This is a genomic window from Amycolatopsis ruanii (assembly GCF_003385175.1).
Lineage (GTDB): Bacteria > Actinomycetota > Actinomycetes > Mycobacteriales > Pseudonocardiaceae > Amycolatopsis_E > Amycolatopsis_E thermalba.
In genome coordinates this window covers 52,273-76,562 of record NZ_PQHY01000022.1, presented here as the reverse complement: position 1 = coordinate 76,562, position 24,290 = coordinate 52,273, and the positions used below count along the sequence as shown (strand labels likewise).

At 73.1% G+C, this 24,290-nt stretch carries 22 protein-coding genes; 15 read left to right on the top strand and 7 right to left on the bottom strand.

Going from position 1 to position 24,290, the window contains the following annotated elements:
• Nucleotides 1-66: 66 nt before the first annotated feature.
• Nucleotides 67-3,363 carry a BTAD domain-containing putative transcriptional regulator gene (locus D0D28_RS14860; RefSeq protein WP_205413267.1) on the top strand — a complete coding sequence of 1,099 codons (3,297 nt, stop codon included), beginning with the start codon at nucleotides 67-69 and terminating at the stop codon, nucleotides 3,361-3,363.
• A gap of 609 nt (nucleotides 3,364-3,972) precedes the next feature.
• Here the strand turns inward: D0D28_RS14860 and D0D28_RS14855 are convergent.
• A complete protein-coding gene (locus tag D0D28_RS14855; protein WP_094006936.1) occupies nucleotides 3,973-4,416 on the bottom strand; it encodes a VOC family protein in 444 nt (147 codons plus the stop codon).
• Between the two features lie 117 nt (nucleotides 4,417-4,533).
• On the opposite strand from D0D28_RS14855, the gene D0D28_RS14850 reads away from it, so the two are divergent.
• The gene (locus D0D28_RS14850) at nucleotides 4,534-5,418 is read left to right on the top strand and encodes an NAD(P)-dependent oxidoreductase (protein WP_094006935.1); all 885 of its coding nucleotides are present in this window, start codon (nucleotides 4,534-4,536) and stop codon (nucleotides 5,416-5,418) included.
• On the opposite strand, the gene rox is transcribed toward D0D28_RS14850, so the two are convergent.
• On the bottom strand, nucleotides 5,376-6,818 hold the full coding sequence (rox, locus tag D0D28_RS14845; protein WP_094006934.1) for a rifampin monooxygenase: 1,443 nt from the start codon (nucleotides 6,816-6,818) through the stop codon (nucleotides 5,376-5,378). The genes D0D28_RS14850 and rox overlap by 43 nt on opposite strands.
• Before the next feature lie 269 nt (nucleotides 6,819-7,087).
• Here rox and D0D28_RS14840 point away from each other — a divergent pair, with 269 nt between their 5' ends.
• Entirely contained in the window at nucleotides 7,088-8,074 is a 987-nt protein-coding gene (locus D0D28_RS14840; protein ID WP_094006942.1) for an RNA polymerase subunit sigma-70, read from the top strand.
• Nucleotides 8,075-8,331: 257 nt separating this feature from the next.
• Here D0D28_RS14840 and D0D28_RS14830 read toward each other — a convergent pair whose 3' ends face one another.
• Entirely contained in the window at nucleotides 8,332-9,459 is a 1,128-nt protein-coding gene (locus D0D28_RS14830; RefSeq protein ID WP_094006933.1) for a C40 family peptidase, read from the bottom strand.
• Nucleotides 9,460-9,558: 99 nt separating this feature from the next.
• On the opposite strand from D0D28_RS14830, the gene D0D28_RS14825 reads away from it, so the two are divergent.
• The 7 genes from D0D28_RS14825 (at nucleotide 9,559) to D0D28_RS14790 (ending at nucleotide 14,706) form a co-directional block, all read left to right on the top strand.
• Complete coding sequence (locus tag D0D28_RS14825) at nucleotides 9,559-10,380, top strand: biotin--[acetyl-CoA-carboxylase] ligase (RefSeq protein ID WP_116110957.1); 822 nt, start codon at nucleotides 9,559-9,561, stop codon at nucleotides 10,378-10,380.
• 23 nt (nucleotides 10,381-10,403) lie between these two features.
• On the top strand, nucleotides 10,404-10,949 hold the full coding sequence (locus tag D0D28_RS14820; protein WP_116110956.1) for a PH domain-containing protein: 546 nt from the start codon (nucleotides 10,404-10,406) through the stop codon (nucleotides 10,947-10,949).
• A 313-nt stretch (nucleotides 10,950-11,262) separates the two neighbouring features.
• Complete coding sequence (locus D0D28_RS14810) at nucleotides 11,263-11,688, top strand: YbaB/EbfC family nucleoid-associated protein (protein ID WP_094006930.1); 426 nt, start codon at nucleotides 11,263-11,265, stop codon at nucleotides 11,686-11,688.
• Complete coding sequence (locus tag D0D28_RS14805; RefSeq protein WP_094006929.1) at nucleotides 11,685-12,005, top strand: hypothetical protein; 321 nt, start codon at nucleotides 11,685-11,687, stop codon at nucleotides 12,003-12,005. The genes D0D28_RS14810 and D0D28_RS14805 overlap by 4 nt, the downstream gene beginning before the upstream one ends.
• A gap of 3 nt (nucleotides 12,006-12,008) precedes the next feature.
• Complete coding sequence (locus tag D0D28_RS14800; RefSeq protein ID WP_116110955.1) at nucleotides 12,009-13,835, top strand: TNT domain-containing protein; 1,827 nt, start codon at nucleotides 12,009-12,011, stop codon at nucleotides 13,833-13,835.
• On the top strand, nucleotides 13,832-14,110 hold the full coding sequence (locus D0D28_RS14795) for a hypothetical protein (protein WP_017986852.1): 279 nt from the start codon (nucleotides 13,832-13,834) through the stop codon (nucleotides 14,108-14,110). Before D0D28_RS14800 ends, D0D28_RS14795 begins: the two co-directional genes overlap by 4 nt.
• 68 nt (nucleotides 14,111-14,178) lie before the next feature.
• Entirely contained in the window at nucleotides 14,179-14,706 is a 528-nt protein-coding gene (locus D0D28_RS14790) for a DinB family protein (RefSeq protein WP_116110954.1), read from the top strand.
• 1 nt (nucleotide 14,707) lies between these two features.
• Here D0D28_RS14790 and hisN read toward each other — a convergent pair whose 3' ends face one another.
• Nucleotides 14,708-15,490, bottom strand: coding sequence for a histidinol-phosphatase (gene hisN, locus D0D28_RS14785; RefSeq protein ID WP_116110953.1), 783 nt, complete (start codon nucleotides 15,488-15,490; stop codon nucleotides 14,708-14,710).
• 47 nt (nucleotides 15,491-15,537) lie between these two features.
• Here hisN and D0D28_RS14780 point away from each other — a divergent pair, with 47 nt between their 5' ends.
• Nucleotides 15,538-16,230, top strand: a complete 693-nt coding sequence (locus D0D28_RS14780; RefSeq protein ID WP_116110952.1) for a response regulator transcription factor — start codon at nucleotides 15,538-15,540, stop codon at nucleotides 16,228-16,230.
• Entirely contained in the window at nucleotides 16,230-17,519 is a 1,290-nt protein-coding gene (locus D0D28_RS14775) for an ATP-binding protein (RefSeq protein ID WP_116110951.1), read from the top strand. The genes D0D28_RS14780 and D0D28_RS14775 overlap by 1 nt, the downstream gene beginning before the upstream one ends.
• Before the next feature lie 17 nt (nucleotides 17,520-17,536).
• On the opposite strand, the gene D0D28_RS14770 is transcribed toward D0D28_RS14775, so the two are convergent.
• The 3 genes from D0D28_RS14770 to D0D28_RS14760 are packed head-to-tail and all read right to left on the bottom strand — an operon-like array spanning nucleotide 17,537 to nucleotide 20,782.
• Nucleotides 17,537-18,067 carry a GtrA family protein gene (locus D0D28_RS14770; RefSeq protein ID WP_162830707.1) on the bottom strand — a complete coding sequence of 177 codons (531 nt, stop codon included), beginning with the start codon at nucleotides 18,065-18,067 and terminating at the stop codon, nucleotides 17,537-17,539.
• A 36-nt stretch (nucleotides 18,068-18,103) separates the two neighbouring features.
• Nucleotides 18,104-18,640 (bottom strand): GtrA family protein, encoded by a 537-nt coding sequence (locus D0D28_RS14765; protein WP_094006923.1) that lies wholly within the window; start codon nucleotides 18,638-18,640, stop codon nucleotides 18,104-18,106.
• Between the two features lie 24 nt (nucleotides 18,641-18,664).
• Nucleotides 18,665-20,782: a sigma-70 family RNA polymerase sigma factor gene (locus tag D0D28_RS14760; RefSeq protein WP_116110950.1), complete on the bottom strand. Its 2,118-nt coding sequence runs from the start codon at nucleotides 20,780-20,782 to the stop codon at nucleotides 18,665-18,667.
• Between the two features lie 168 nt (nucleotides 20,783-20,950).
• Between D0D28_RS14760 and D0D28_RS14755 the strand changes: the two genes are divergently transcribed.
• The 3 genes from D0D28_RS14755 (at nucleotide 20,951) to D0D28_RS14745 (ending at nucleotide 24,286) form a co-directional block, all read left to right on the top strand.
• Complete coding sequence (locus tag D0D28_RS14755; RefSeq protein WP_116110949.1) at nucleotides 20,951-21,772, top strand: GGDEF domain-containing protein; 822 nt, start codon at nucleotides 20,951-20,953, stop codon at nucleotides 21,770-21,772.
• A gap of 65 nt (nucleotides 21,773-21,837) precedes the next feature.
• Entirely contained in the window at nucleotides 21,838-23,169 is a 1,332-nt protein-coding gene (locus D0D28_RS14750; RefSeq protein ID WP_116110948.1) for a glycosyltransferase 87 family protein, read from the top strand.
• Nucleotides 23,144-24,286: a glycosyltransferase 87 family protein gene (locus tag D0D28_RS14745; RefSeq protein WP_094006919.1), complete on the top strand. Its 1,143-nt coding sequence runs from the start codon at nucleotides 23,144-23,146 to the stop codon at nucleotides 24,284-24,286. Before D0D28_RS14750 ends, D0D28_RS14745 begins: the two co-directional genes overlap by 26 nt.
• Nucleotides 24,287-24,290 lie beyond the last annotated feature (4 nt).

The window sequence follows — 24,290 nt, the reverse complement described above, 5'->3', positions numbered from 1 at the left end:
ATCCGAGCGTGCACCGGCCGGATCAGCAACGAATCAGCACGCGCTGAGCGGTTACAGTGCCCGGTGATGGGCTCGTCCGTGCGGTTCGCCGTGCTCGGGCCGCTGGTCGCCGAGACCGAGCACGGTCAGCTCGACCTCAAGGGACCGCGGCACCGGGCGGTCCTCGCGCGCCTGCTGATCGCCCGCGGCCGGGTGGTCCCGGTCGACCGCCTCGTCGACGACCTGTGGGCCGACCCGCCGGACGGCGCGGTCGGGGCCATCCCGCCGTTCGTCGCGGCGCTCCGCCGCGCGCTGGAACCCGACCGGCCGCCGCGTGCCCCCGCGCGGCTCCTCGTCACCACCGGCTCCGGCTACGCCCTGCGCGCCGAGGAGGTCGATGCCTGGCGCTTCGAGGAGGCGGTCACGAAGGCCGCGGATCTGGCACCCGCGGCGGCACTGTCCGTTGTGGACGAGGCGCTGGGCTGGTGGCGCGGTCCCGCCTACGCCGAGTTCGCCGACCAGGGCTGGGCCCGCGCGGAGATCGCCCGGCTGGACGAGCTGCACCTGCTCGCCCTCGAACGCCGGGCGGAAGCGTTGCTGGGACTCGGGCGCGCGGCCGAAGCCGTGCCCGGCCTGGAGGCCCACACCGGCGCGCATCCGTTGCGGGAGGACGCGTGGCGGCTCCTCGCGCTCGCGCTGTACCGGGCCGGCCGGCAGGGCGACGCGCTCGCCGCGTTGCGCCGGGCGCGGCAGGTGCTCGCCGACGAACTGGGCGTCGATCCCGGTCCCGCGCTGCGTGAGCTGGAGGCCGGCATCCTCGCCCAGACGCCCGCGCTGACCGCCGCCGTGCCCAGCAGCCTGGTCGGACGGGATGCCGAACTGGCGCGGCTCACGGAGGCCGCCGGACGGGCGCGGCTGGCCCTGATCTCCGGCGAGGCCGGCGCTGGCAAGACCGCGCTCGCCGAGGCGTTCACCGCGTCGATGGAGGCCCGCGGGTGGACCGTCGCGTGGGGCGTCAACCCGGAGCACGAAGGCGTGCCCGCGGCGTGGCCGTGGACGCGGATCCTCGGCGCGCTCGGCATTTCCGTGCCGGACGAGCCGAACCGGTTCCAGTGGCACCGGGCGGTGCGCGAGCAGCTCACCCGGCGGGGGAAGTTGTTGCTGGTCCTCGACGATCTGCACTGGGCGGGGGAGGAAACCCTGGCCCTGTTGTCCGCGTTGGTCACCGATCCGCTGCCCGGGCCGGTGCTGATCGTGGGCACGTACCGCAGCACGGACGTCGCGCCCGGCCTCGCTGGTTTCCTGGGCAGGATCGCGCGCGCCGAGCCGGTGCGGATCTACCTCGGCGGGCTGCGGGCGGAGGAGGCGGCCGCGCTGGTGCGGGCCACGACGGGGCGGGAGGTCGACCCCGGGACGGCGCGCACCATCTACGAGCGCAGCGGTGGAAACCCGTTCTTCGTGCGGGAACTCGCGCGGGTGCTCGACACCGGGGGCGCGCTGTCGGCGGTACCCCCGGGCGTGCGCGACGTGGTCCGGTACCGGGTGGCGCAACTGCCGGCGGCGGTGCAGGCGGTGCTGCGGCAGGCCGCGGTCATCGGAACGGAGATCGACCTCGATTTGCTACCCGCGGACGCTGCGGCGCCCACGGCCGGGCGCGGGCCGGGCGGGTTCCGTCGTGACCTGCCGCCCGGGGAGGCGGGCGGCGTTTCGGAACTCACTGCCGGGCGCGGGCCGGGTGCGTTGCGCCGTGATCTGCCGCCCGGGGATGCGGGCGGCGTTTCGGAACTCTCTGCCGGGCGCGGTCCGGGCCGGGGCCTTCCGCCCGGTGACGCGGCTGAGGCTTCGGAACTCACCGCCGGGCGCGGGCGGGGCGGGTTTCGTCGTGACCTGCCGCCCGGGGAGGCGCGTGACGCTTCGGAACTCACTGCCGGGCGCGGGCCGGGTGCGTTGCGCCGTGATCTGCCGCCCGGGGACGTGCTCGACGCGCTCGAACTCGCCGCCGAGCGTGGGTTTCTCGTCGAGCACGGGGCCGGCCGGTTCCGGTTCGCGCACGCGCTGGTCCGCGACACGATCTACCAGGACCTGTCCCAGTCGCGCCGGGCGCGCCTGCACGCGCGGATCGGCGAGACGATCGAACGCCTGCGGCCTGGCGATGTCGCCGCGCTGGCGCACCACTTCCTGCTCGCCGAGGCACCCGAGGCGGTCCGGTACGCGCGGGCGGCGGCCGAGGACGCCGAGCGCCGGTTCGCCCCGCACGAAGCCGCCCGGTTGTGGCAGGCCGCGCTCGACCACGCCGGTGCGGCGGGTGTGTCGGAGCGGCTCGAACTGATCATGGGCCTGGTGCGGGCGCTGGCCGTGACCGGGAGGCTGGACCGGGCCCGGCAGCACCGGGCCGAGGCGCTGACGCTGGCCGAGCGCGTCGGCGACCCGGCGCTGACCGCACGCGTGCTCACCGCGTTCGACGTGCCCGCGATCTGGACCGCGAACGATGACCCGGCGCTGGCCCGGCGGATCGCCGCGGTGACCGAGCGGACCCTGGAGGCGTTGCCGCCGGGCGAGGACGCGGTTCGCGCGCGCCTGCTCGCCACCCTCGCCCTCGAACTACGCAACACCGCCGGCGCGCGCGGACCGCGGGCCGCGCGGGAGGCCGAGACGCTCGCGCGGCGCCTGGACGATCCCGCGCTGCTGGCGTTCGCGCTGAACGCCCGGTTCATGCAGTCGTTCGAGCGGGCGGGGCTCGCGCCGGAGCGGGCCCGCATCGGGCGCGAGCTGGTCGAGCTGGCGCAGCGCCACGAGCTGGTGACGTTCGAGGTGCTCGGCCACCTCGTGCTGATGCAGGCCGACTCGGCCCTCGCCGATTTCCCGGCCGCCGACCGCCATGCGGAGGCGGCCGACCGGCTCGGCGAGAAGCACGAGATCCCGCTGGTCGGCGTCTTCACACAGTGGTACTGGGCGATGCGGGCGTCCGCCACCGGACAACCCGCCGAAGCGGCGTACCGCGCCGCCGCGGTCCGGCTGGCCGGCACCGGGATGTCCGGTGTGGACAGTGGGATCCTCGGCTTCGCCCTGCTGAGCGACCGCATCCAGCGCGGCGCCGCCGCCGGGGGCGACCTCGACTTCGGCGCCTACGAGCCGTGGTGCCGACCCGTGGTGTCCGACGACGGTTCGGACATCCCGCCCTCCCCGCGGGACCTGCTCTTCGAGGCGCGCACCTGCCTGCACGCGCTGGTCGCGATCCGCCGCGGCGACCGCGCCACGATGGCCCGTCTGCACGCCGAACTGCTGCCCGCCGCGGGCGAACTGGCCGGCGCGGGCAGCGGACTGCTCACACTCGGCCCGGTGGCCCGATACCTCGAAGCGCTGGCCCGCCACGGCGCTGTCTGAAGTGGGGGCCGCGTCTCGTATGTGCGGTGCGGTTTGGACGGAGGATCGCACCGCATGTGGCCGCCGGTGCTCGCCACGGTGCCGTTCGACGCGGGAGCTACGCCTCGCGTGTGGCTGGTGGTGCCCGGCGCAGTGCCGCTTGAAGCGGGATCACACTCATCGCGAGGTCAGCTGTCGTCGCGGTGGCCGGGGGTGCCCGGAGCCGCGTCGTGTGTGTGGCCGGGGGTGCCCAGCGCGGTGGTGTCTGGAGTGAGGGCGCGTCGCGCGTGTAGCTGGGGGTGCCCAGCGCGGCGCTGCCTGACGCGAGATCGCACCGGCGTGTGGTCGGCGTGGGTGACGCGGGCCGCTGGGCGGGGTGCCGCGGTGGCTTTGCGTGGGGTCCGGTTTCGCGTCGGTTGGCGGGGGTGGGTGACGCGGCTCCGATGTGGAGCTGAGTGGATCCACGCCGGTGGCCTTCGGCGGTTTTGCCGTCAGGCGGCCGAAATGATTCGTGGGTCGTGTGGCAGTGAGTTGCTCCTCTCTGGTCGGCTCGTGCGACTTCAGCGGCTGACCATCCGCCGCCCGGCACGCGTTCCGGGAGCGGCAGTCATTGCGGGCGGTGGGCGAACCTCACCCGCCTTCCGACCAGACGCCCAGTTCGTTTCCGCTTGGGTCGGTGAAGTGGAAGCGCCGGCCGCCGGGGAAGGAGTACGGGCCGTTCACCACCCGGCCGCCTGCCTGCTGCACCGCTGACACCGACTGCTCCAGGTCGGCGGAGTACAGCAGCACGAGCGGGCCGCCCGGGCGTCCGGCCTCGCCGGCGCGAAGGTTCCCCGGGGGCACGGCGTCGTCGGCGGGGAGGTCCTCCGGGCGCACCGCGTCCCCGGCGCGGAGGCCGCCCACTTCCGGTCCGGTGCCGTCCCGGGGGTTGCGGATTCCGGCGTACTCCGGGCCGCAGTCGTTGAACGTCCAGCCGAACGCCTCGCCGTAGAAGCGCTTGGCCTCGCCGACGTCGGTCACCGTCAGCTCGATGTAGTCGAAGGAGTGGTGCTGGTGTGTGGTCGTCTCGGTCATGTCAGGCAGTGTGCCCGGGGAGTACGACAGTTTCGGCCCCGGCAGGTGATCGGCTTCACGAGATGGCACTCTCATCGACCTTTACCTCCACTAAACTGGAGCTTTCAGACTTACCGTATGAATACGACAACCGGTGAAATCACAGTCCTCGGCCTCGGTGAGATGGGCTCGGCCATCGCCCGGGTGTTCCTCGACCGCGGATACCGCACGACGGTCTGGAACCGGACCGCGAGCAAGGCCGCGCCGCTCGTCGAGGCAGGTGCCACCACCGCCCCGACGGCGGCGGAAGCCGTGGCAGCCAGCCAGCTCGTCGTGGTGTGCCTGCTCGACGGCACCGCGGTCGACGAGGTGCTGTCGACCCTCGGGGACACGGCCCAGGGCAAGGTCCTGGTCAACGTCACCAGCGGCTCCCCGGACCAGGCGCGGGCCTATGAACGCTGGGCGCACGAGCACGGCGCGCAGTACATCGACGGCAAGATCATGGGCGACCCGCCGTACGTGGGCACGCCGAACGCGCGGTTCCTGTTCAGCGGCTCCGCCTTCGAAGCGCACCGCGACGCGCTGAACCTGCTGGGCGCGGTCAGCTACCACGGTGACGACGCCGGCGCGGCGGCCGTCGAATTCCTGGCCCAGGTCGCCATGGGCTACGAAGTGCTCCTCGGCTTCCTGCACACGCTCAAGCTCGTGCGGTCCGAAGGCGCCGACGTCACCGGGTTCGCCGACCGCTTCGCCGCCTCGCTGACCGCCTATCAGCCCCTGCTCACCTCGATCGCGAAGGCCGTCGAGAGCCGCGAGTACCCGCCGGACCTCGGGCCGCTCGACGTCCAGTTCGCGCTGATGGACGACCTGATCGGCCACCGCGAGTCGGTCGGCGTGGAGGCCGTCCGGATGCGGGAGACCAGGGAGCTGATGGCGCGCCGGATCGCCGACGGTCACGGCGGCGAGGGCTTCTCCGGCGTCTACGAGCTGCTGGCCGGCGCCCCGAACCAGCGGGCGAGGTGATCGTCCAGGTCGCGCTGATCGTCGCCGATCCAGGCGACGTGCCCGTCCGGCCGTAGCAGGACGCCCGGAACGTCCAGGGCCGCCGTGGGATCCGCGACCTGGTCGACCCGGTCCGACCAGCCGCCGACGGTCAGGCGTCCGGTGCGGTCCAGCAGCAGGCCCCGGCCACGGTGCAGCAGGTCGTAGAGGCGCCCGCCCTGCACGTCGACGTCACGCAGGCGGCGGCCGAGCAGGGCGGGGCCTTCGCCGAAGTCGTAGCGGACATCGATCGCGGTGATCTTCTCGATCAGGTAGCGGTTCACCTCGTCGAAGTCCATCAACTCGGTGAGCAGCCTGCGCACCGCCCGCGGCCCCGGTTCGGGCGACAGCAGTTCCATCTGGGCGCGGGTGTTGTCCAGCACGTCCGCGGCGACCGGACGGCGTTCGTGCTCGTAGGTGTCCAGCAGTGGGCCCGGCGCCCAGCCGCGGACCTGCGCGGCCAGCTTCCAGCCGAGGTTGACCGCGTCCTGGACACCCAGGTTGAGGCCCTGCCCGCCGGTGGGCGGGTGGATGTGCGCCGCGTCGCCGGCGAGCAGCACCCGCCCGACCCGGTAGCGTTCGGCCAGCCGGGTGGCGTCCCCGAAACGGGACAACCAGCGCGGGGAGTGCACGCCGAAATCGGTGCCCGCAACCGCGCGCAGCTGGTGCTGGAAATCCTCGAGGGTGGGCGGTTGCGCGCGATCGCTGACTTCAGCGGCGGGGACGACGACGCTGTAGATCCCTCCGCCGAACGGCCTGAGCCAGAACGGTTGGTGGGTTTCCGGGACTTCGGCGACCCTGGCGGCGATCTCCTCCGGCGGCACACCCACTTCCATTTCACCCATCAGTGTTTCGGTCCGCGAGGGGTCGCCGGGAAAGCCGACGCCGAGCAGTTTGCGCACCGTGCTGCGTGCGCCGTCGCAACCGACGAGATAACGCGATCGCACCTGTTCCCCAGTGGACAGCGTGACCGTCACACCCTCGTCGTCCTGCTCGAACCCGGTCACCGGACAACCGCGCCGGATCTGCGCGCCGAGCCCGGCGGCGTGTTCTGCAAGCAGGTCTTCGATGACCGGCTGCGGTATTCCCAGCAGATAGGCGTGCGCGGAATCCAGACCGGTGGGCGCGGGTTTGCCGATGGCGGCGAAGAATCCGCCCGCCGGACGCTTCCTGCCGTGCGGGAGGACGCGATCCAGCAGTCCGCGCATGGCCATCAGCTCGATACTGCGGATGTGCAGACCGACGATGCGGATGAACGACTTGGGCTCGGTTTCCTGTTCCAGAACGAGTACTCGCACGCCGTGCAGCCGGAGCTCGGCGGCCAGCATGGCGCCGGTCGGCCCGCAGCCGGCGATGATCACATCGAAACGTGGAGAATCCATGACGGTGCCTTTCGGGAGTGCCTTGATGTCGAGGCGCTCCCGGCGACACCTACGTCGATCGCCCGGCCGTGACGGGATGGGGGAGCACCCACTTCGGTACTGCGGTCATGGGGCTCACCTCCTCTGGCGGTGTCACGGTCGACTACAAGCTACAAGCCGCGCGTCACCCCGTCCACCCAATTGATCACAGCGTGAGAACCACCGATGAGAATTCCTCCGCCGCGTCGTCAGTTCTGGTAGCCCCCGCACCGGTGGAAGGATCGATGACCATGACCGACGACAGATCGCTGGGTGACGACATCGCGGCGGTTCGCTCCGGTGACACGGCGCGGTTCGCGGCTCTCACCGAGCGCTACCGCCGTGAGCTGCAGGTGCACTGCTACCGGATGCTCGCGAACTACGCCGACGCCCAGGACCTGACGCAGGAGACGTTCCTGCGAGCGTGGCACAAGCGGGAGTCGTTCAAGGGTCACGCGGCCCTGCGGACCTGGCTGTACCGGATCGCGACGAACGCCTGCCTCGACTTCCTGGACAAGCGCAACGACCGCACACCCGTACCGTCCGAGCTCGCCTCCGAGTTGCGGTACCTCCAGCCCTACCCCGACCGGATGCTCCCCGAGGACCCGCAGGAATCGGTGGTGGCGCGGGAGACCATCGAGCTGGCGTTCATCGTCGCCGTCCAGCACCTGCCGCCGCGGCAGCGGGCGGTGTTCATCCTGCGCGACGTGCTCGGCTGGCCGGCGTCGAAGGCCGCCGAGGCCCTCGAGCTGACCGTCGCATCGGTGACCAGCGCGCTGCAGCGGGCGCGCGTGACGATGCGCGAGCAGCTGCCCGGCCGCCGCCTCGACTGGCGCAGCCCCGCCACCCACGAGCTGTCGGACGACGAGCGCAGCGTGGTGCGGTCCTACATCGACGCCCATGAGCGCAACGACCTCGGCGGCCTGTCGTCCCTGCTGCGCGACGACCTGCGCTTCGCGATGCTGCCCGATTCGGGCACCGTGACCACGACGGCCAAGGACGCGGTGGACGGCTGGGTCTCCGGTGGGCTCTTCCAACCCGGCCACGACGACTGGCGCGGTGTCCCCACGACGGTCAACCGCATGCCTGCCGCCGCGCTGTACCTCCGCGCCCCCGGCGACCCGGAGCACCGGCTGTTCGCCATCGCGGTCCTGCACGTCGTCGACGGGAAGATCGCCGAGCTGACCGGCTTCGACGCCACCGGCCAACCGTGGCTGGACCTGCCCCCGACACTGTGAAGAACGGCGTCAGGCTTCGCGCGACCTCGCCCCAGTGCCTCGGCTCGTTGGTTGTCGATGGGGGACCAGTCGGCCGTCAGCTCGGCGAAGACCTCCGTTCGTGAGCGCCGCGCCGCGAACCCGCTGATCCCGCCCGGCCTGTTCGCCTCACGATGCCTGGCGAGGTCCATCGTCGTGACCGGGCTCGGCGTCGTCCTCATCGCGGGACTCGCTGTGGCGCCCCGGACGCTCGACGAACCCCGAGGAAGCAACAGAGGCTAACTCGCCGGGCGGCCGGCTCCCGCGTAGTCGTCCGTGCGGGTGCGGTACGTCGCGATCTGGATGGCCATGCCCTGCGTCGGCGCGTTGATCATCAGTCCGTTGCCCAGGTAGAGGCCCACGTGGTGGATGCGCGTCGCCGGGTTGCCGTAGAACACCAGGTCGCCCAACCGCGGCTCGGTGACCGCCTGGACGGACCGGAACTGCATGTCCGCGGTGCGCAGCAGGCTCACCCCGGCCGCGTCGTAGGCCGCCTTCGTCAGGCCCGAGCAGTCGAACCCGGCCGCGCCCGCCTCCGGGCCGTTGCCGCCCCACACGTAGGGCAACCCCAGCTGGTCGAGGGCGAACCGGGTGGCCCGCACCGACGGCGCGGACGCCGACGCCGGCTCCAGCGAGAGCTGCGCGTACAGCTGCGCGTTGCCGAGCGCCTGCTGCCGGAACAGGTCCGAGTCGCGGTAGGACTCGATCGCCTTCCACCAGCCCTGGCCGGCCTGCAGGTCGGTGTTGCCCGCGCACAGGGTGCGGCCCGCGGCGACGGACGCGTCGTCGATGTCCTGGATGTCGCCCCGCGCACCGGCGCGCTGCCACTCCGCCTGCGTCAGCTGCATCGGGCCGCCACGCGGCTCGGTGGCGGCCTCGCCCGCGGCGCCGGTCAGCGGCACCGCGCCCAGCGCCTTCGTCAGCGTGCCGTTCGCGTCCAGCGACCCGCCGCCGAACCGGCCGTGGTTCGAGCTGGCCTTGCCGATGCCGGCGAGCGTCACCCACGACAGGTGGCAGCCCGGGTCCTCCTCGCGCAGCGTCAGCTCACCCGTGGCGTACCCGATCAGCGCGCGCTCCGGGATGTCGAGCGGCCCGCTCAGCCCGGCCGCCCACTTCTCCAGCTCGCTTTGGCCCTGTTCCCGCGGCGCCTGCGCCTGCACCGGCGCGTTCGGTTCCAGCACGGTCGGCGCGGACGCGAGCGCCGCACCGCCCGCGGGCGGCTCCGGCGGCAGCACGTCGGCGGCGGCCGCCACCTGCTCCCGCGGCGGCTCGACGAGCAGCCACCCGCAGGTGGCCACGGCGGCGACGAGGATCAGCGCGATCAGGGCACGCCCGGCGGCGGCCCGCCCCCAGGATCGGAAACGCATGGTCACCTCGCCAACACTAAAAGACAACGGCCGGGCCGGACACAGTGATCCAACGACCGGACCCCCTCTTGCGTGACGGAAGACGAATAGGCTGCCCCCATGAACGCGATCAACGCCGGGCGGCTGCGCGCCGAACTGCTCGCCCCGCAGGGTCCGTACGCCGCGCTGGACGTCGTCCCCAGCACCGGGTCCACCAACGCCGACCTGCGTGAAGCCAGTGTCGAGGGCGCGGCGGACCGGACCGTGCTGATCGCCGAGGAGCAGACCTCCGGCGTCGGCAGGCGCGCGCGGCTGTGGGCGTCCCCGAAGGGCAGTGGCGTCTACCTGAGCGTGCTGCTGCGTCCCGTGGAGGTGCCGTTCAGCGCCCTCGGCTCACTGGCGATCGTGGCCGGGCTCGCGGTGACCGACCTGACCGCGGAGCTGGGCGTCGACGCGGTCCTCAAGTGGCCCAACGACGTGCTCGCCGGCCCGGCCCGGGGCAAGTGCGCGGGCATCCTGTCCGAGGCCGTCGCCGGGGACGAGCTGGCCGTCGTGCTCGGGATCGGGCTCAACGTCCGGCCGCTGGGCCCGGGTGTCGAGCCGGGCGCGGGCGGGCTGCTGCCCACCTCCCTGGCCGAGAACGGCGCCCGCACCACCGACCGCACCGACATCGCCGCGCTGCTGCTGGCCGCGCTCGCCGACCGCGAGGACCGCTGGCGCGCCGCGCGCGGCGACCTCGCGAAGGCCGGTCTGCTGGCGGACTACCGGGACCGCTGCGAGACGATCGGCCAGGAGGTCCGGGTGCTGCTGCCGGGCGACCACGCGATCACCGGCACGGCCGAGGACGGCGACGCCGCCGGCCAGCTCGAAGTGGCCGGTCAGGACGGGAAGCGGCACACCGTGTTCGCCGGAGACGTCGTGCACCTGCGCCCGGTACGGTGAGGCGGTCGCGAGAGGAGTTCGCAGTGGCCTACCCCGACGATCTGCTCAGCGAGAACGAGCAGGTCATAGTGCACAGCCATCCGCACGCGAAGATGCTGATCTGGCCGGTGATCGGTTTTCTCGTGACGGTGGGGCTGGGCATCTGGCTCGTCACGCTCGCCGCTGACGCGCCCGCGCCGTGGGACGACGTGGCCCGCATCGCGATCGCCGTGGTCGCGGTCGTGCTGATCGTCTGGTCCTTCCTGGTGCCGCTGATCCGCTGGCGCACCACCCACTTCATCGTCACGACCGACCGGCTGATCGTGCGCGAGGGCGTGATCAAGCGCACCGGCATCGACATCCCGCTCGGCCGGATCAGCAGCGTGCAGTTCGAGCACGGCATCGTGGACCGGCTCTTCGGCTGCGGAACGCTGGTGATCGAGTCCGCTTCGGACGAGCCGCTGCGCTTCGAGGACATCCCGCGCGTGGAACGGGTGCACACGATGATCTACCGCCAGGTCAACGACAACCCGTACGACGACTTCCCGGGCGAGCAGGGACCGCAACCCCGTGGCCGCGGCGTCTCCTGATCTCACCCGATCCAGCGATCTTCGGCTCGCGGAGCTGACCGCGGGTAACTGACCGCCGTCCGAGCGAGCCGGGAAACCGTTGGCACCGCTGGGTAATCCTCGGCGACGGGAAAGCGGGCCGCGGGCGATTCCCACCACGGCGGAATCGAGATGATCGCCGCGGCAGGTTGCGATTTGACCGCACGCCGCGACACGGTTCGGGCACTCATGCGTATTTCGGCTCGATGGGGCAACCTGATGCCGAGGGGGAACCGGAGCGCCGTGGCGCGCGTCCGAGTCCGAGCCGACTGCTGTACTCGCGAGGAGGGGTGCCGTGACCGAGCATCGGGCGCAGGTGGAGGAACTGCTCGCCGACTACCGCCGCAGCCGCGAAGATCTCGCTTCCGCGCAGCGCGCGCTCGCCGCCGTCACGGCCTCGGCCACCGACGCCGACGGGCTGATCACCGCGACCGTCGGCCCGCGCGGCACCCTGACCTCTCTCACCATCGCCGACGGCGCGTACTGGCGGTACCGGCCGAACGAGCTGGCGCAGCAGATCGTGCGCGTCACCGCCGAGGCCACCGTGCGGGCGCTCGCGCGGGCCGGTGAGGTGCTGGCGCCGGTGCTGCCGTCCGGCACGGACCCGCAGGCGCTGCTGCTCGGCACCGGTGACCTCGACGCGACCGAGATCGCGCCCGCGAAACCCCGTCCCGCGCCGGACGAGGAGAGCCTCGAAGACCAGACCTGGATGACCCGATGAGCGCCGGGTTCGAGGCCGACGCCGCCCGGCTCGCGGCCTCCGCAGGCGACTTCGACGGCCTCGCGGTGCGCGCGGCGGCCATCGCGGAGCGGCTGGAGCGGACGCTCGACGGCGCGGGCCAGGCGTGGGGCGACGGCGCGGTCGGGCAGGCGATCGCCGCGTCGCACGTCTCGCGCGCCGAGGAGACCCTGGACCGGCTGCGGAGCCTGTCCGGGCGGCTGACGACGTTCGGACGGACCGTCGGCGAGGCCGCCGGGCGCTACCGCGGGTCCGAAGAGGACGCCGAGCGGGCGATCATCGACACGGCACAGGGGTAGCGCATGGGCATCGAGCTACCGCGGGAACTCGCCGGCCTGGCGGGGGAAACCGGCCTGGAGTGGCCGGACGCGGACGAGGACAAGCTGCGCGAGCAGGCCGGCGCCTGGCGCGACGCGCACCGCGAACTGACCGCGCTCGCCGCGGAGGCCGACGAACACGCGGGCGCCGCGGTCGCCGCCCTGTCCCGGGACGCGGGCGAGGCGGCCGGGCACGCGTGGTCGGCGTTCGTCGATCCGGAGAACGGGCACCTGACCGCGGCCGCGCGCGGCGCCGCCGAAGCCGCCGACCGGCTGGAGACCGCGGCCGAGCAGGTCGGCGCCGCGAAGGTCGAACTGGTGCGGCAGCTCGTCGAGGCCGCGAAGAACCGGGACGCGACCCTCGCCGCCGCCGAGCACGGCCACCCGACCGCGATCCTCGGTGTGGAGCCGATTCTGCGTGGCACGGCGGCGAACCTGGCGGTCGTCACCCACGGCCTGGCCGCGACGCTCGGGCCCGGGCCGGTCGGCTCGCTGGTCACCCCGGTCGTCGAGCCGAACCCGGGCGCCCGCACCCCGGACGGCCAGGGCGCGCTGCTCGGGGTGGTCACCGGTCTGGCGCCGGAACTGGTGGCGCCCGTGGTGACGCCGTCGCCCGCGGTGCTGGGCACGGCGCCGCCAGCCGCGCCGGCCGTGGTGTCCTCGGCCGTGCTGACGCCGCCGGTGGTGCCGCCCGTGGTTCCCGAACCGGCCTTCGCCGACACCGACACCGGTCCGATCCAGCTCCCGGACCCGCCGACCCCGCCGTCACTGCCGCAGTACGAGGGCTTGCTGGACGCGGGCGGCTTCGACGAGGTGCCGACGCCCTCGACCGGGTTGCCCAACGCCACCGTCGCCGCCGGGTTCGCCGAGGCCGCCGTGCCGTCGCCGCCTCCGGTGGGAGCGCCGGGAATGCCGGGTGCACCGGCTCCGGCCGCTCCCGCCGCCGGGTACGCGCCGGCCGGTTACGCCCCGGCGCCGTACGCGCCTGCCGCGCCCGCGGCCGGCTACGCCCCGCCGGCGGGGCACGCGCCGTTCGCGCCCGGGCCGCGTCAGCCGAATGTCGCGCCGTATGCCGAGCCGGCGCCGCCGCGCGCGCCGGAGCCGCCGCCGATGGGGACGCCACGGCAGGAGCGGGAGACGATCGTCGCGCTGTTCCGGGTGCACATGTTCCCGATCGGCCACCTGCCCGTCGCCACCGACAAGCCCGCGCGGCAGCTGCCCGTGCGGCCGTCCGAGGTCGACTACGCGCCCGGGCTGCGGTTCCCGCCGCACGACCACCCGCGCTCGGACCTGGTCCGGACCGACGACGCGCTGGCGAAGGTCCAGGCCGGGTACGGCCGTCTGCCCTCGCCGGCCGGGACGCCCCCGGCGGAGCTGCTCGCCGGGTACGACCCGCTGGGCGGCCTGCACGAGCGCGACTGGGATCGCCGGTTCCTGGCCGGGAAGCGCCGTGAGGTGCCGGAATACGCGTGGCCGCCGGGCGAGCTGTACCCCGAGGGCGGCGCCGCGGAGGGCGAGCCGGAGGTGCTGGCCGAGGGCGCGGTTCTGGACCGCTTCGGCGATCCACGCGGCCGGGTCTTCGCGCCGGCGGGCACCCCGTTCGCGCGGCGGTCGCTGCCGCCGTCGGCCCGGACAGCCGGCTACCGGCGCTACCGCGTGCTGCGGGACACGCCGGTGTGGCGGGCGGTGTCGGCGCCGTGGTTCGGGCAGCCCGGCGGCGGCGAGCGGTACCGCGCGACCTACTCGGCCGACGAGCTGGTCACCCTGGGGTATCTGGCGGACATCACGTTCGAGGAGGGCGCTGCGCAGTGAACGTCGAGTCGATCGTGCGGTGGCTGGCGGCCATCGGGGTGCCCGGCGAGGTGATCTCGATCGGCAAGGAAGCCGACAACGCGTGGTGCCTGCTGCGGGTCGAGGAGTCCGAAGAGGGCGGTCCGGTGTGGGAGGTGTTCTGGCGCGAGCAGGGCAACCGCTACGACTGGGCCCGGTTCACCAACGAGCAGGTCGCCTGCCACTACCTGTTCGGCAGGCTGGCCTGGTCGCAGGTCGCGCGCGGGGCCGTGGGGCTGCTGCCCGCGCCGGCTTAAGGAGAGCTGACGGCACCGTTAAGCGATCCGGACTGGTGCTCGCGGGTTCCGGCGATGATGCTCGACGCATGATCACCCCCGACACCAAGGACTGGACCTGGGTGCTGCGCACGCCGTGCCCGGAATGCGGTTTCGACGCCGGCACGTTCTCCCGTGAGGACGTGCCCGCGTTGCTGCTTGCGAACGCCGAGGGGTGGCGCCGGGCGCTGGCCGAGCCGGACGTGCGGGAGCGGCCCGCGCCGGACAAGTGGTCCACGTTGGAGTACGGCTGCCACGTGCGGGACGTGTGCCGGATCTACCTGGAGCGGCTGCGGTTGATCCTCACGGAGGACGGCCCGCTGTTCCCGGACTGGAACCAGGACGCGACGGCGATCGAGGACCGGTACGAGACACAGGACCCGCGAGTGGTGGCGGACGAGCTGACCACGGCGGCGTCCCGGCTGGCCGAGGCGTTCGCCCAGGTCTCCGGCGAGCAGTGGCAACGCCCCGGCACCCGCAGCGACGGCGCCCAGTTCACGACGGACACCTTCGCGCGCTACTTCATCCACGACCCGCTGCACCACCTCTGGGACGTGACCGGGCAGCGGGCCGGGTGAGCTACCGCCGCAGGTGGCCGAGAGCCTCGTCGTGCAGGTGCCCGTTGGACGACAGCGCCGAGCCGCCGTCGAAGCGCTCCACGCCGGTCAGATCCGAGAACCGCCCGCCGGCCTCGGTGAGCAGGATCTGCATCGGCGCGACGTCCCACGGGTTGACGATCGGCTCGGCGGCCAGGTCGATCGCGCCCTCCGCCACCAGGCAGTGCTGCCAGAAGTCGCCGAAGGCGCGGGTCTCCCAGCACGCGTCGACCAGTCCCAGGTAGGCCTCGCGCGAGTGGTACTCGGTCCACGAGCCCAGGTCCGTGGTGGACAGGTAGGCGTCCGACAGCGACGACACCGCCGACACCGAGATCCGGCGCTCGCCCGCCGAGTCGCGCATCCACGCGCCGTCACCCGCCGCGGCCCACCAGCGGCGGCCGAGCAACGGCGCGCTGACCATACCGACCACCGGCTGCCCGACGTCGACCAGCGCGATCAGCGTCGCCCACACCGGACCGCCGCGCAGGAAGTTCTTCGTCCCGTCGATCGGGTCCAGCACCCACGCGCGGCCCGACGCCCACGCCGTCCCGCCGCGCTCCTCGCCGGCCACGTTGTCGTCCGGGCGCTCGGCGGCGAGCACCTCGCGCACCGCGTCCTCGACCGCGGTGTCCGCGTCGGTGACCGGGGTGCGGTCCGGCTTGCTGCTGACCTTCAGGTCGCGGGCGCGGAACCGGGCCGTGGTGATCGAGTCCGCCGCGTCCGCGAGCTTCTCCGCCAGGATGAGATCGTCCGTGTAGCTCGCCACGCCACGATGTTTTCACGTGGCGCGGTCGTAGAGTTGACCAGGTGAGCATGGTGTTGCTGGCCGAGGACGACCCGGCGATCGCGGACCCCCTGTCGCGTGCGCTCGAACGGGAGGGCTACGACGTCGAGGTGGTCGGGGACGGGCCCGCGGTACTCGACACCACCCAGGCCAAGCGGGTCGACCTGCTCGTGCTCGACCTCGGCCTGCCCGGCATGGACGGGCTCGAGGTGTGCCGCCGGTTGCGCGCGAACGGCAGCGAGCTGCCGGTGCTGATGCTCACCGCCCGCACCGACGAGGTGGACTTCGTGGTCGGCCTCGACGCCGGCGCCGACGACTACGTGGCCAAGCCGTTCCGGCTGGCCGAGCTGCTGGCCCGCATCCGCGCCCTGCTGCGCCGGCGGGCGCCCGAGGTGCTCGAGGCCGGTGGCGTGCGGATGGACCTGGGCGCGCGGATGGTGCTGGTGGACGGCCGCGAGGTGCAGCTGGCGGACAAGGAGTTCGAGCTGCTGCGGGTGCTGATGAGCCACGCCGGGCAGGTCGTCAGCCGCGACGAGATCCTCGCCGAGGTGTGGAACGACCTGGAGTCCAAGACCTCGAAGACACTCGACATGCACATGTCGTGGCTGCGCCGGAAGCTGTCGGTGACCAGCGACGGCAAGGGGTCGGTGATCCACCACGGCGACGGTGAGCGGCGCATCGCGACGGTCCGCGGCGTCGGCTTCCGGTTCAACGCAGACTAGTGCGCCGCCGGATCCTGCTCGCCATCCTGCTGGCGGTCGCGGTCACCGCGGCGGCGCTGGGCATCCCGCTCGGCGTCACCGCGTGGAAGCTCGTCGACAGCATCTACAACGAGGACCTCGCCGCCGACGGCGTGCAGATCGCCGCGACGCTGGACACCGAGCTGGCCGACGGGGCGCTCGACCAGAACGACCTCACGCAGGTGTCGGTGGCCATCCCGCAGGGCGGGAAGCTGGTCGTCGAGGTGCCGGGGCAGGAGCGGATGACCGAGGGCGCCGATCCGGGGGCGGATCCGGTGACCGCGACGGTCCAGCTGGCGCGGCAGGGGCACCTGGAGCTGTCGATCCCGTCCGGGCCGCTGCGGTCGCGGCAGACCACGGTGACGCTGGCCGTGCTGCTGCTGGTGGTGTTCTCGGTGACGATCGGGACGGTGGTGGCGACCGTGACGGCCCGGCGACTGGCGAAACCGCTGCGGCACGTGGCCGAGCGGGCGGCGCGGCTCGGTGGCGGGGACTTCCGGCCGGACACGAGCCGGTACGGCATCGGTGAGCTGGACATGGTGGCCGAGGCGCTGGACACGTCGGGCACCGCGCTGGCGCAGCTGGTGCAGCGGGAGCGGCAGCTGGTCGGGGACGTGTCGCACCAGCTGCGGAGCCGGCTGACCGCGCTGCAGCTGCGGCTGGAGTCGCTGACGGTCGCCGACGACCCGGACACGGCGGAGGAGGCGCGGGCGGCGCAGGAGCAGGCGGACCGGTTGTCGGAGGCGCTGGAGGAGCTGCTGGCGGCGGCGCGGGCGGCGAGCGAGGTCGACACGGAGGCGCTGGAGCTGGCCGCGGAGCTGCCCGAGGTGTCGCAGGAGTGGCGGCAGTTGCTGCGCGCGGAGGGCCGCAACCTGCGGCTGAAGATCGGCGAGGGCCTGATGGCGCGGGCGACGCCGGGCCGGCTGCGCGAGGTGGTCGGCGTGCTGCTGGACAACGCGCTGCGGCACGGGGCGGGGACGGTCACGCTGGCCGCGCGCCGGGGCGAGACCGAGGGCACGGTGGTGGTCGAGGTGAGCGACACCGGTTCGGGCATCCCGGACGACCTGGCGCCGCACATCTTCGAGCGGGGCTTCTCCGGCGGCGGATCGACCGGGGTCGGGTTGGCGCTGGCGCGAGCCCTGGCCGAGGCGGACGGCGGGCGGCTGGAGTTGTCGAGCCGTCGGCCGGCGGTGTTCAGCCTGTTCCTGCGGGTGCCGAATCCGGGGGATGTGCCGGAGGTGCGCTGGCCGGCGGAGCGCGTGCCGCGCTGAGCGGCCGGCCGGGTGGATCAGGCCGTCGGGTCTGGCTCGCGGGACGTGTCGCGGCGGCGTTTGCCCAGTTCGTCCGGGAAGACCCACCTCTTGAAGCCCCAGAAGCGGAACACCATCGCCAGCAGCATGCCGATGATGGATCCGCTGACGAAGTCCGCCGCTTCCTGCGCGAACCGGCTCACGTGTGGCAGTTCCAGGTGCAGCACGTACCGCGAAACCCACAGCGGAATCAGGTTCACGACCACGGCCAGGCCGCTGATCACGAAGAACAGCGCGGCCTCGTGATGCCTTTCCCGGCCCCCACGAGTGCGGAACGACCATTCGCGATTGAGAACGTACGACACGATCGTCGCGACGATGATCCCGATCGCTTTCGCCGTGGTCGGCTTGTCTTCCAGCACGCTCAGTTTCAGCAGGTACCAGACACCGTTGTCGACGATGAAGGTCGTTCCGCCGACGATCCCGAATTTGAGCAGCTCCCGATGCTTGATCAACACCGAGCGCAATGGCTCGGGCGTGTGCGACAACACGCTTTCCACAACGGTCACTCGGGCAGTCTACGGAGTCCGCGAAACCGGGGAGCGTCAGGCGGCGCGTGAGCCGGTTTCATCCGATTCCGCGACGCGTCCCGGATGTGCGTCCTCCTGCGGGAACACCCATTTCCGAAACGACACCCAACGGAACGCCGTACCGAGCAGCGTGCCCACGATCATGCCGCTCACGTAGTCCGCGATCTCCTGCGTGACCAGCCCGACCTCGGGCGTGTGCAGGTGCAGCACGTACCGCGACACGGCCAGCGGCAGCGCGCCCAGCCCCAGCGAGATCGCGCTCATCAGGAAGAACAACGCGGCTTCGTGACGCCGTTCGCGGCCGCCGCGGGTGCGGAAGGACCACTCGCGGTTGAGCACGTACGACACCACCGTGGCCACCAGCGTCGCGACCGCCAGCGCGGTCACCGGCTTACCGGTCAGCACGGTCAGCTTCAGCCCGTAGTTGACGACGTTGGTGATCACGAAGCAGGTTCCGCCGACCAGAACGAACTTCAGCAGCTCACGGCGCCGGACGAGGAACTTGCGCACCCCCCGGGGCAGGAACCGCAACAGTGCCGCGAAACCCGTCATGGCGGGTCACGGTACTCCGGGAGATCAGTACGGGATCCAGGGCAGCCACCACCACGGCCGCCCGTGGTCCTTCGACGTCGTGGTCGTCGTCGTGGTCGTGCGGCTGGAGGTCGTCGTCGTGGTGGTGGTCGTTTCGCGCGAGGTCGTGGTGGTCGTGGTGGACGGCGACGGGGTCACCGAAGTGGTGGTCGTCGTGGTCGGCGCCAGGCCCGGCAACGGCACCCCGCAGTGCGGGAACCAGCAGTCGAACGTCACCGTCTGCGACGCGTGCGCGGTGCCCAGCGTCGCCGACACCGTCACGGTCCGGGCCTGCTTCTCCGGCCCGTCCAGCTCGAACCACAGCCGCAGGTGCTCGCCCGGCTCCAGCGCGTTCAGGCTGGTGCACGTGGTCGTCGGGCCGCTGTCGCACGCCGCCCGGAAGCTGCCCAGGATCAGCCGCGCCTCGTCGTCGATCGAGAGGGTGACCGGCTTGGTGTTCGGGCCGGTGTTGGTCACGTCGACCGACAGCCACACCGAGCGGCCCCACACGTGCTGGCCGCTCCGCACGGCCTTCGCCTCCAGCGCCACCTGGTCCGGCGCCGCGGCCACGGACACCGGCACGCTGACCGACACCCGGACGTTCGACCCGGCGTTCACCGAACCGGTGACCTGGCCCGACGCCGCACCCTGCTCCGCCTTGAGCAGGAACGTCAGCACCGCGCTCTCACCCGGCCGCAACCCGCGCGGGGTGGTGCAGGTGACCGTGCCCTCGCCCGGCGGGCAGTTCACCAGCAGCGGCCCGGGCGCGGCCTGCGTCCCGAATCCACCGGCGCCGCCGCCACCGCCGCCCGCCGGCACCACCCGGATGCCGGGCGGCAGGTTCAACGTCGCCGCGACCGGGTCCGACACCGATCCGCCGTTGTTGCGCACCGTGATCGGCAGGGCGACCGGGTCACCGCCCGGTTCCAGTTCGAGCGCCGAGGACGGTCCCTCGGCGGTGATGTTCGCGGGCGCGCCGGGCGCCGGCGGCGGTGGCGCCGGGGCCGGCCCGGGCGCCGGGGGCGCGACGGGCGCGGGGGCCGGTTCGACGACCGGAGCCGGTGGCGGCGCGGCCGGCGGAGCGGCGGGCGGGGCCGGGGGCTGCGCGGGCGCGACCGCCGGCGGTGGCGCCGGAGCCGACGCGGCCGCCGGGATCTCCTGCGTGCCACCACCCGCGGCCAGCGCGGCGGCGACCGCGGCGGCCACCGCGACACCGGACACGCCGACCCCGACGAACTGCCGCGGCCCGGCGGCCGCGACGGAAGCCGCACCACCCGCGGACCCGGCCGCGGCACCGGCGGTCGCCACCGTCGCGGCCGTCGCCTTGCCCGCGGTCGCGAGGTAGCCCAGCGCCGCGCCACCCAGCACGATCGGCGCGATGATCGCCCGCAGCGCGCCGTTGACCTCGGCCAGCTCGGCGGCCAGCGCCCGGCAGTCCGCGCACTCGTCCAGGTGCGCCTCGACCTGGGCGCGTTCCCGCTTGGACAGGCCGTCGCGGGTCCACGCGCCGAGCCGGTCGGCGCATGCGCGGCACTTGTCGGCGGACGTCTCGGCCAGGTGGACCTGCAGGTACGCCTGCCGCAGGCCCTCACGGGCCCGGTAGGCGAGTGCGGACACGCCGTTGGGCGTCAGGCCGAGCAGCGGCGCGACCTCGGCCGGGCTCTGCTGCTCGATCTCGGTGTGCCACAGCACGGCCTGCCAGCGCTCGGGCAGCGACGCGAACGCCTTCGCCGCCATCGTCCGCTCCAGCCCGGCCACGGCGGTGTCGGAGAACTGCACGGTCAGCGCCTCCGCGCTGACCGTGGTCATGTCCTCGTTGAGGTCGACGCGCTTGTCCTTGCGGGTCTTGTCGTAGGCGGTGTGCCGGAGCGCGGTGAGCAGGTACGCGCGGAAGGCGCTGTCCGGGCCCTTGCCTGCGCGCAGCGTGTCGAGGACCTTCGCGAACGCGTCGGAGACCAGGTCGTCGGCCTCGGCGGTGGACCGGGCGAGCTGCCGCGCCAGGTTGTAGGCCGCGCTGACGTGCCGTTCGTAGAGCGTGCCGTACGCGGCCAGGGTGCCGGTGCGGACGTCGGTGATCAGCTCCGCGTCGCTCTTGCCCTCGAAATCGGCCGAAAGGGTGGACACCGCTCTCCTTCATCCCCGCTGCTGCGCGCGATCAGTGTGACTGACCGGTCCCGGCCCGTCACGCAACACCTGGCCCTATTGACCCGCACGGTGTAATTCCGTCACGACGCGCCGCTTCGATCGTCACATCACCGGAACAGCGGTCGCGGGACGAGAGGACGGTTGCCAGTGGACGTGCCGGCCATGGGGCTGCGGCTCGAACCGGAGCCCGGCGGCGGCGGATCGCTGCGCGAGCTGCGGGCGCGCTGGCAGGCCGCGAGCCTGGCCGCGGGATGGCGTTTCCCCAGCGACTGGGCGCTTCCCGAGGTCGACACGGTGTGCGCGGCGATGCTGCGGAACGGCTCCGCGGAGATCCCCATCGCGAGTCTGGTCAGGGCGCGGGCCGCGGCCGGCGCCGGGCTGGGCGAGACCCTCGCCGATCTGGCGGCGTTGCACGCGGTAACCACCCCTCCGGGGGAGTCCGGCGATCTGGTGAGCCCGGACGTGGACGCCCTGCCCGCCCGGCTACTGCGGGTGGCGGCGCTGGCGTGGGCCGATGTCGCGATGGACAAGCTCGCCACCACCGAGGTCGTCGACCCGCTGACCGGCCTGCCCACCGCGTCCTACTTGCGCACCCGGCTGCGCGAGCTGTACCGCCGGCCCGGGCACCAGGTGTCCGACGACCACACCCTGCTGGTCGTCTCGGTCGACCTGTCCGCCGTCAGCGGCTGGCCCCGGCTCACCGCGATGATCCTGATCGCCGAGGCGCTGCGGGTGGTGTTCGACGGCGGCGAGAGCATCGCGAAGCTCGGGCCGTCCACGGTCGCCGCCGCGGTCCCGCGCGACGGCCGGATCGCCGCGAAGGCCGTGATGCTGCGGCGCGAGCTGCACGAGCGGCTCTCGGTCGACGACCAGCTCGAACCGGTCGGCCCGCCGAAGATCAAGCTGGTCCGGCTGCCCGCGACCCACGAGTCCGCGTGCGACCTGCTGCAGCGACTCGCACGAACCTGACCCTGTGGCCGCCGGAACCCGACCCTTCCGCGCACGCTGTAGTCGTTTCGTGATTTCCTGAAAGGGTGACCCAGTCAGTGCCCGCCACCGGCGGCGAGCGCCCCGGCGAGCCGGCGCACCCGCGCCTGGCCCTGCGCACCTCGCTCGCCCGGTTGTCGGTGCGGCCGCGTTCGATCCTGCTGCTGTCGCTCGTCCCGCTGCTCGCACTCGTCTTCGGCATCGTCGGCTGGCTGTTCGACTGGCGGCTCGGCGTGGACAGCGCGGTGTACCGGGCCGGGGCGATCACCCTCCTGCACGGCGATCCGCTCTACGACGCGAACACCCTGCCGCCGGAGCCGTGGTGGGCGCTGCTGCCGTTCACCTACCCGCCGACGGCCGCGCTGCTGTTCGTGCCGCTGGCGATCCTGCCGGTCCAGATCGCCTGGGGCGTGCTGACCGCGATCTCGGTGCTGGCGATGGCGCTGGTGATCCGCGTGGCGATCGGCTCGCTGCCGACCCCGCCCGCCGTGCGCCGCTGGTGGTCCTCACCGGCCCGCGCGACGCTGGTGTTCTCCCTGGTCATGCTGGGCCTGGAGCCGGTGTGGCGGACGATCTTCCTCGGCCAGATCAACCTGATCCTGATGGCCGTGGTCGTGCTCGACGTCCTCGTCGTCACCACGCGGAACACCCGCTGGGGCGGGGTGCTGGTCGGCATCGCGTCGGCGGTGAAGCTGACGCCGCTGGTGTTCGTGGCGCACCTGTTCCTGACCGGCCGCCGCCGCGAGGCGTTCCGCGCGTTCGGCGTGTTCCTCGGCCTGCAGCTGCTGATGCTGGCGCTGATCCCGGGCGACACGATCCGCTACTGGACCAAGACCATCTCCGACACCGGCCGCATCGGCCCGGTGCACTGGGCGGGCAACCAGTCGCTCAACGGCCTGATGAACCGGCTCACCGACCTGGCGCCGTGGGCGTCGAAGGCCGCGCTGGGCGTCGCGGCGCTGCTGGCGATCCCGGCCGTGTGGCTGATGCTGCGCTTCCACCGCCGCGGGCAGGCGCTGGCCGCCCTGCTGGTCACCGCGTTCTTCGGGCTGCTGGCCTCGCCGATCTCGTGGTCGCACCACTGGGTCTGGGCCGTGCCGCTGCTGGCGGTGCTCGTGTCGCGGCTGCCGCAGACCACGCCCGCCACCGCCTGGAGGCGCTGGGTCGCCACCGGGGCGGTGGTCGCGGTGTTCATCAGCTGCGTGCTGCTGGCGCTGCCCAACGGGCGCAACATCGAGCTGCACTGGAAGTTCTGGCAGACCGTGCTGGGCAACGCCTACATCCTCACGCCACTGGTGCTGACCGTGGTGCTGGTGACGCGGTGGGCGCTGCAGCGCCGGCGGGAGCGGGCGCGTGACGACGTTACGGTCGCGGGCTGAGCCCGCCCTGGTCGGCGCCCTCGTCCTGGGCGCGCTCGCGGTCGGCGTGGCCGGCTGGCTCGCGGGCTGGCAGCTGGGCGCGGACAGCGCCGTCTACCGCGCCGGCGCGCTGACCTTCCTGCACGGCGACGCGGTCTACACGCCGGAGCGGCTGTCCACGCTGCCGTCCTGGGTGTCGCTGCCGTTCACCTACCCGCCGGCCGCGGCGCTGCTGTTCGTCCCGCTGGCCGCGCTGCCCAGCGGACTGACCTGGGGCGTGCTGGCGGCCGCGTCGGTGCTGTCGCTGGCCGTGGTGATCCGCGTGAGCGGGCGGTTCCGCGGCTGGGCGGTCGCCGGGCTGACCGTGGCGGCGCTGGGGCTGGAGCCGGTCTGGAAGACGATCTTCCTCGGGCAGATCAACCTGGTGCTGCTCGCGCTGGTCGTGCTCGACGTGCTGGTCCTGGCCGGCTCGCGCTGGTCGGGCGTGCTGATCGGGGTCGCGGCCGCGGTCAAGCTGACGCCGCTGATCTTCGTGGCGCACCTGTTCGTCACCGGCCGGTGGCGGGACGGGCTGCGCGCGCTGGGCACGTTCGCCGGGCTCCAGATCTTGATGTTCGCGCTGATGCCCGGCGACGCCGCGCGTTACTGGGCGGAGGCGGCGTTCGACCCGCACCGCGTCGGCGGGGTGTCGTGGATCTTCAACCAGTCGCTCGGCGGGCTGGTCAACCGGCTCTCGCACGAGGCGTCCTGGTCCACCGCGGTCGCGCTGGGCATCGGGGCGGTGCTCGCGGTACCGGCGGTGTGGCTGGTCCGGCGGCTGCACCGGCGTGGCGAGACGCTGGCCGCGTTGCTGGTGACCGCGTTCCTCGGGCTGCTGGTCTCGCCGGTGTCCTGGTCGCACCACTGGGTGTGGGCGGTGCCGCTGATCGTCCTGCTCGCGTCGACGGCGCGCTGGGTGTGGGCGGGCCTGGTGACGGTGTTCTTCGCCAGCTGCGTGGTGATGCTGGTGCCCAACGGCGGCGACACCGAGTTCGGCTGGGGACCGGAGCTGTTCGTGCCCGGCAACGCCTACGTGCTGGCCGCGGCGCTGGGAATCCTCGGCCTGACGGCTCGTGAGCTGCGTCTCCCCGTAATCTAGAGCC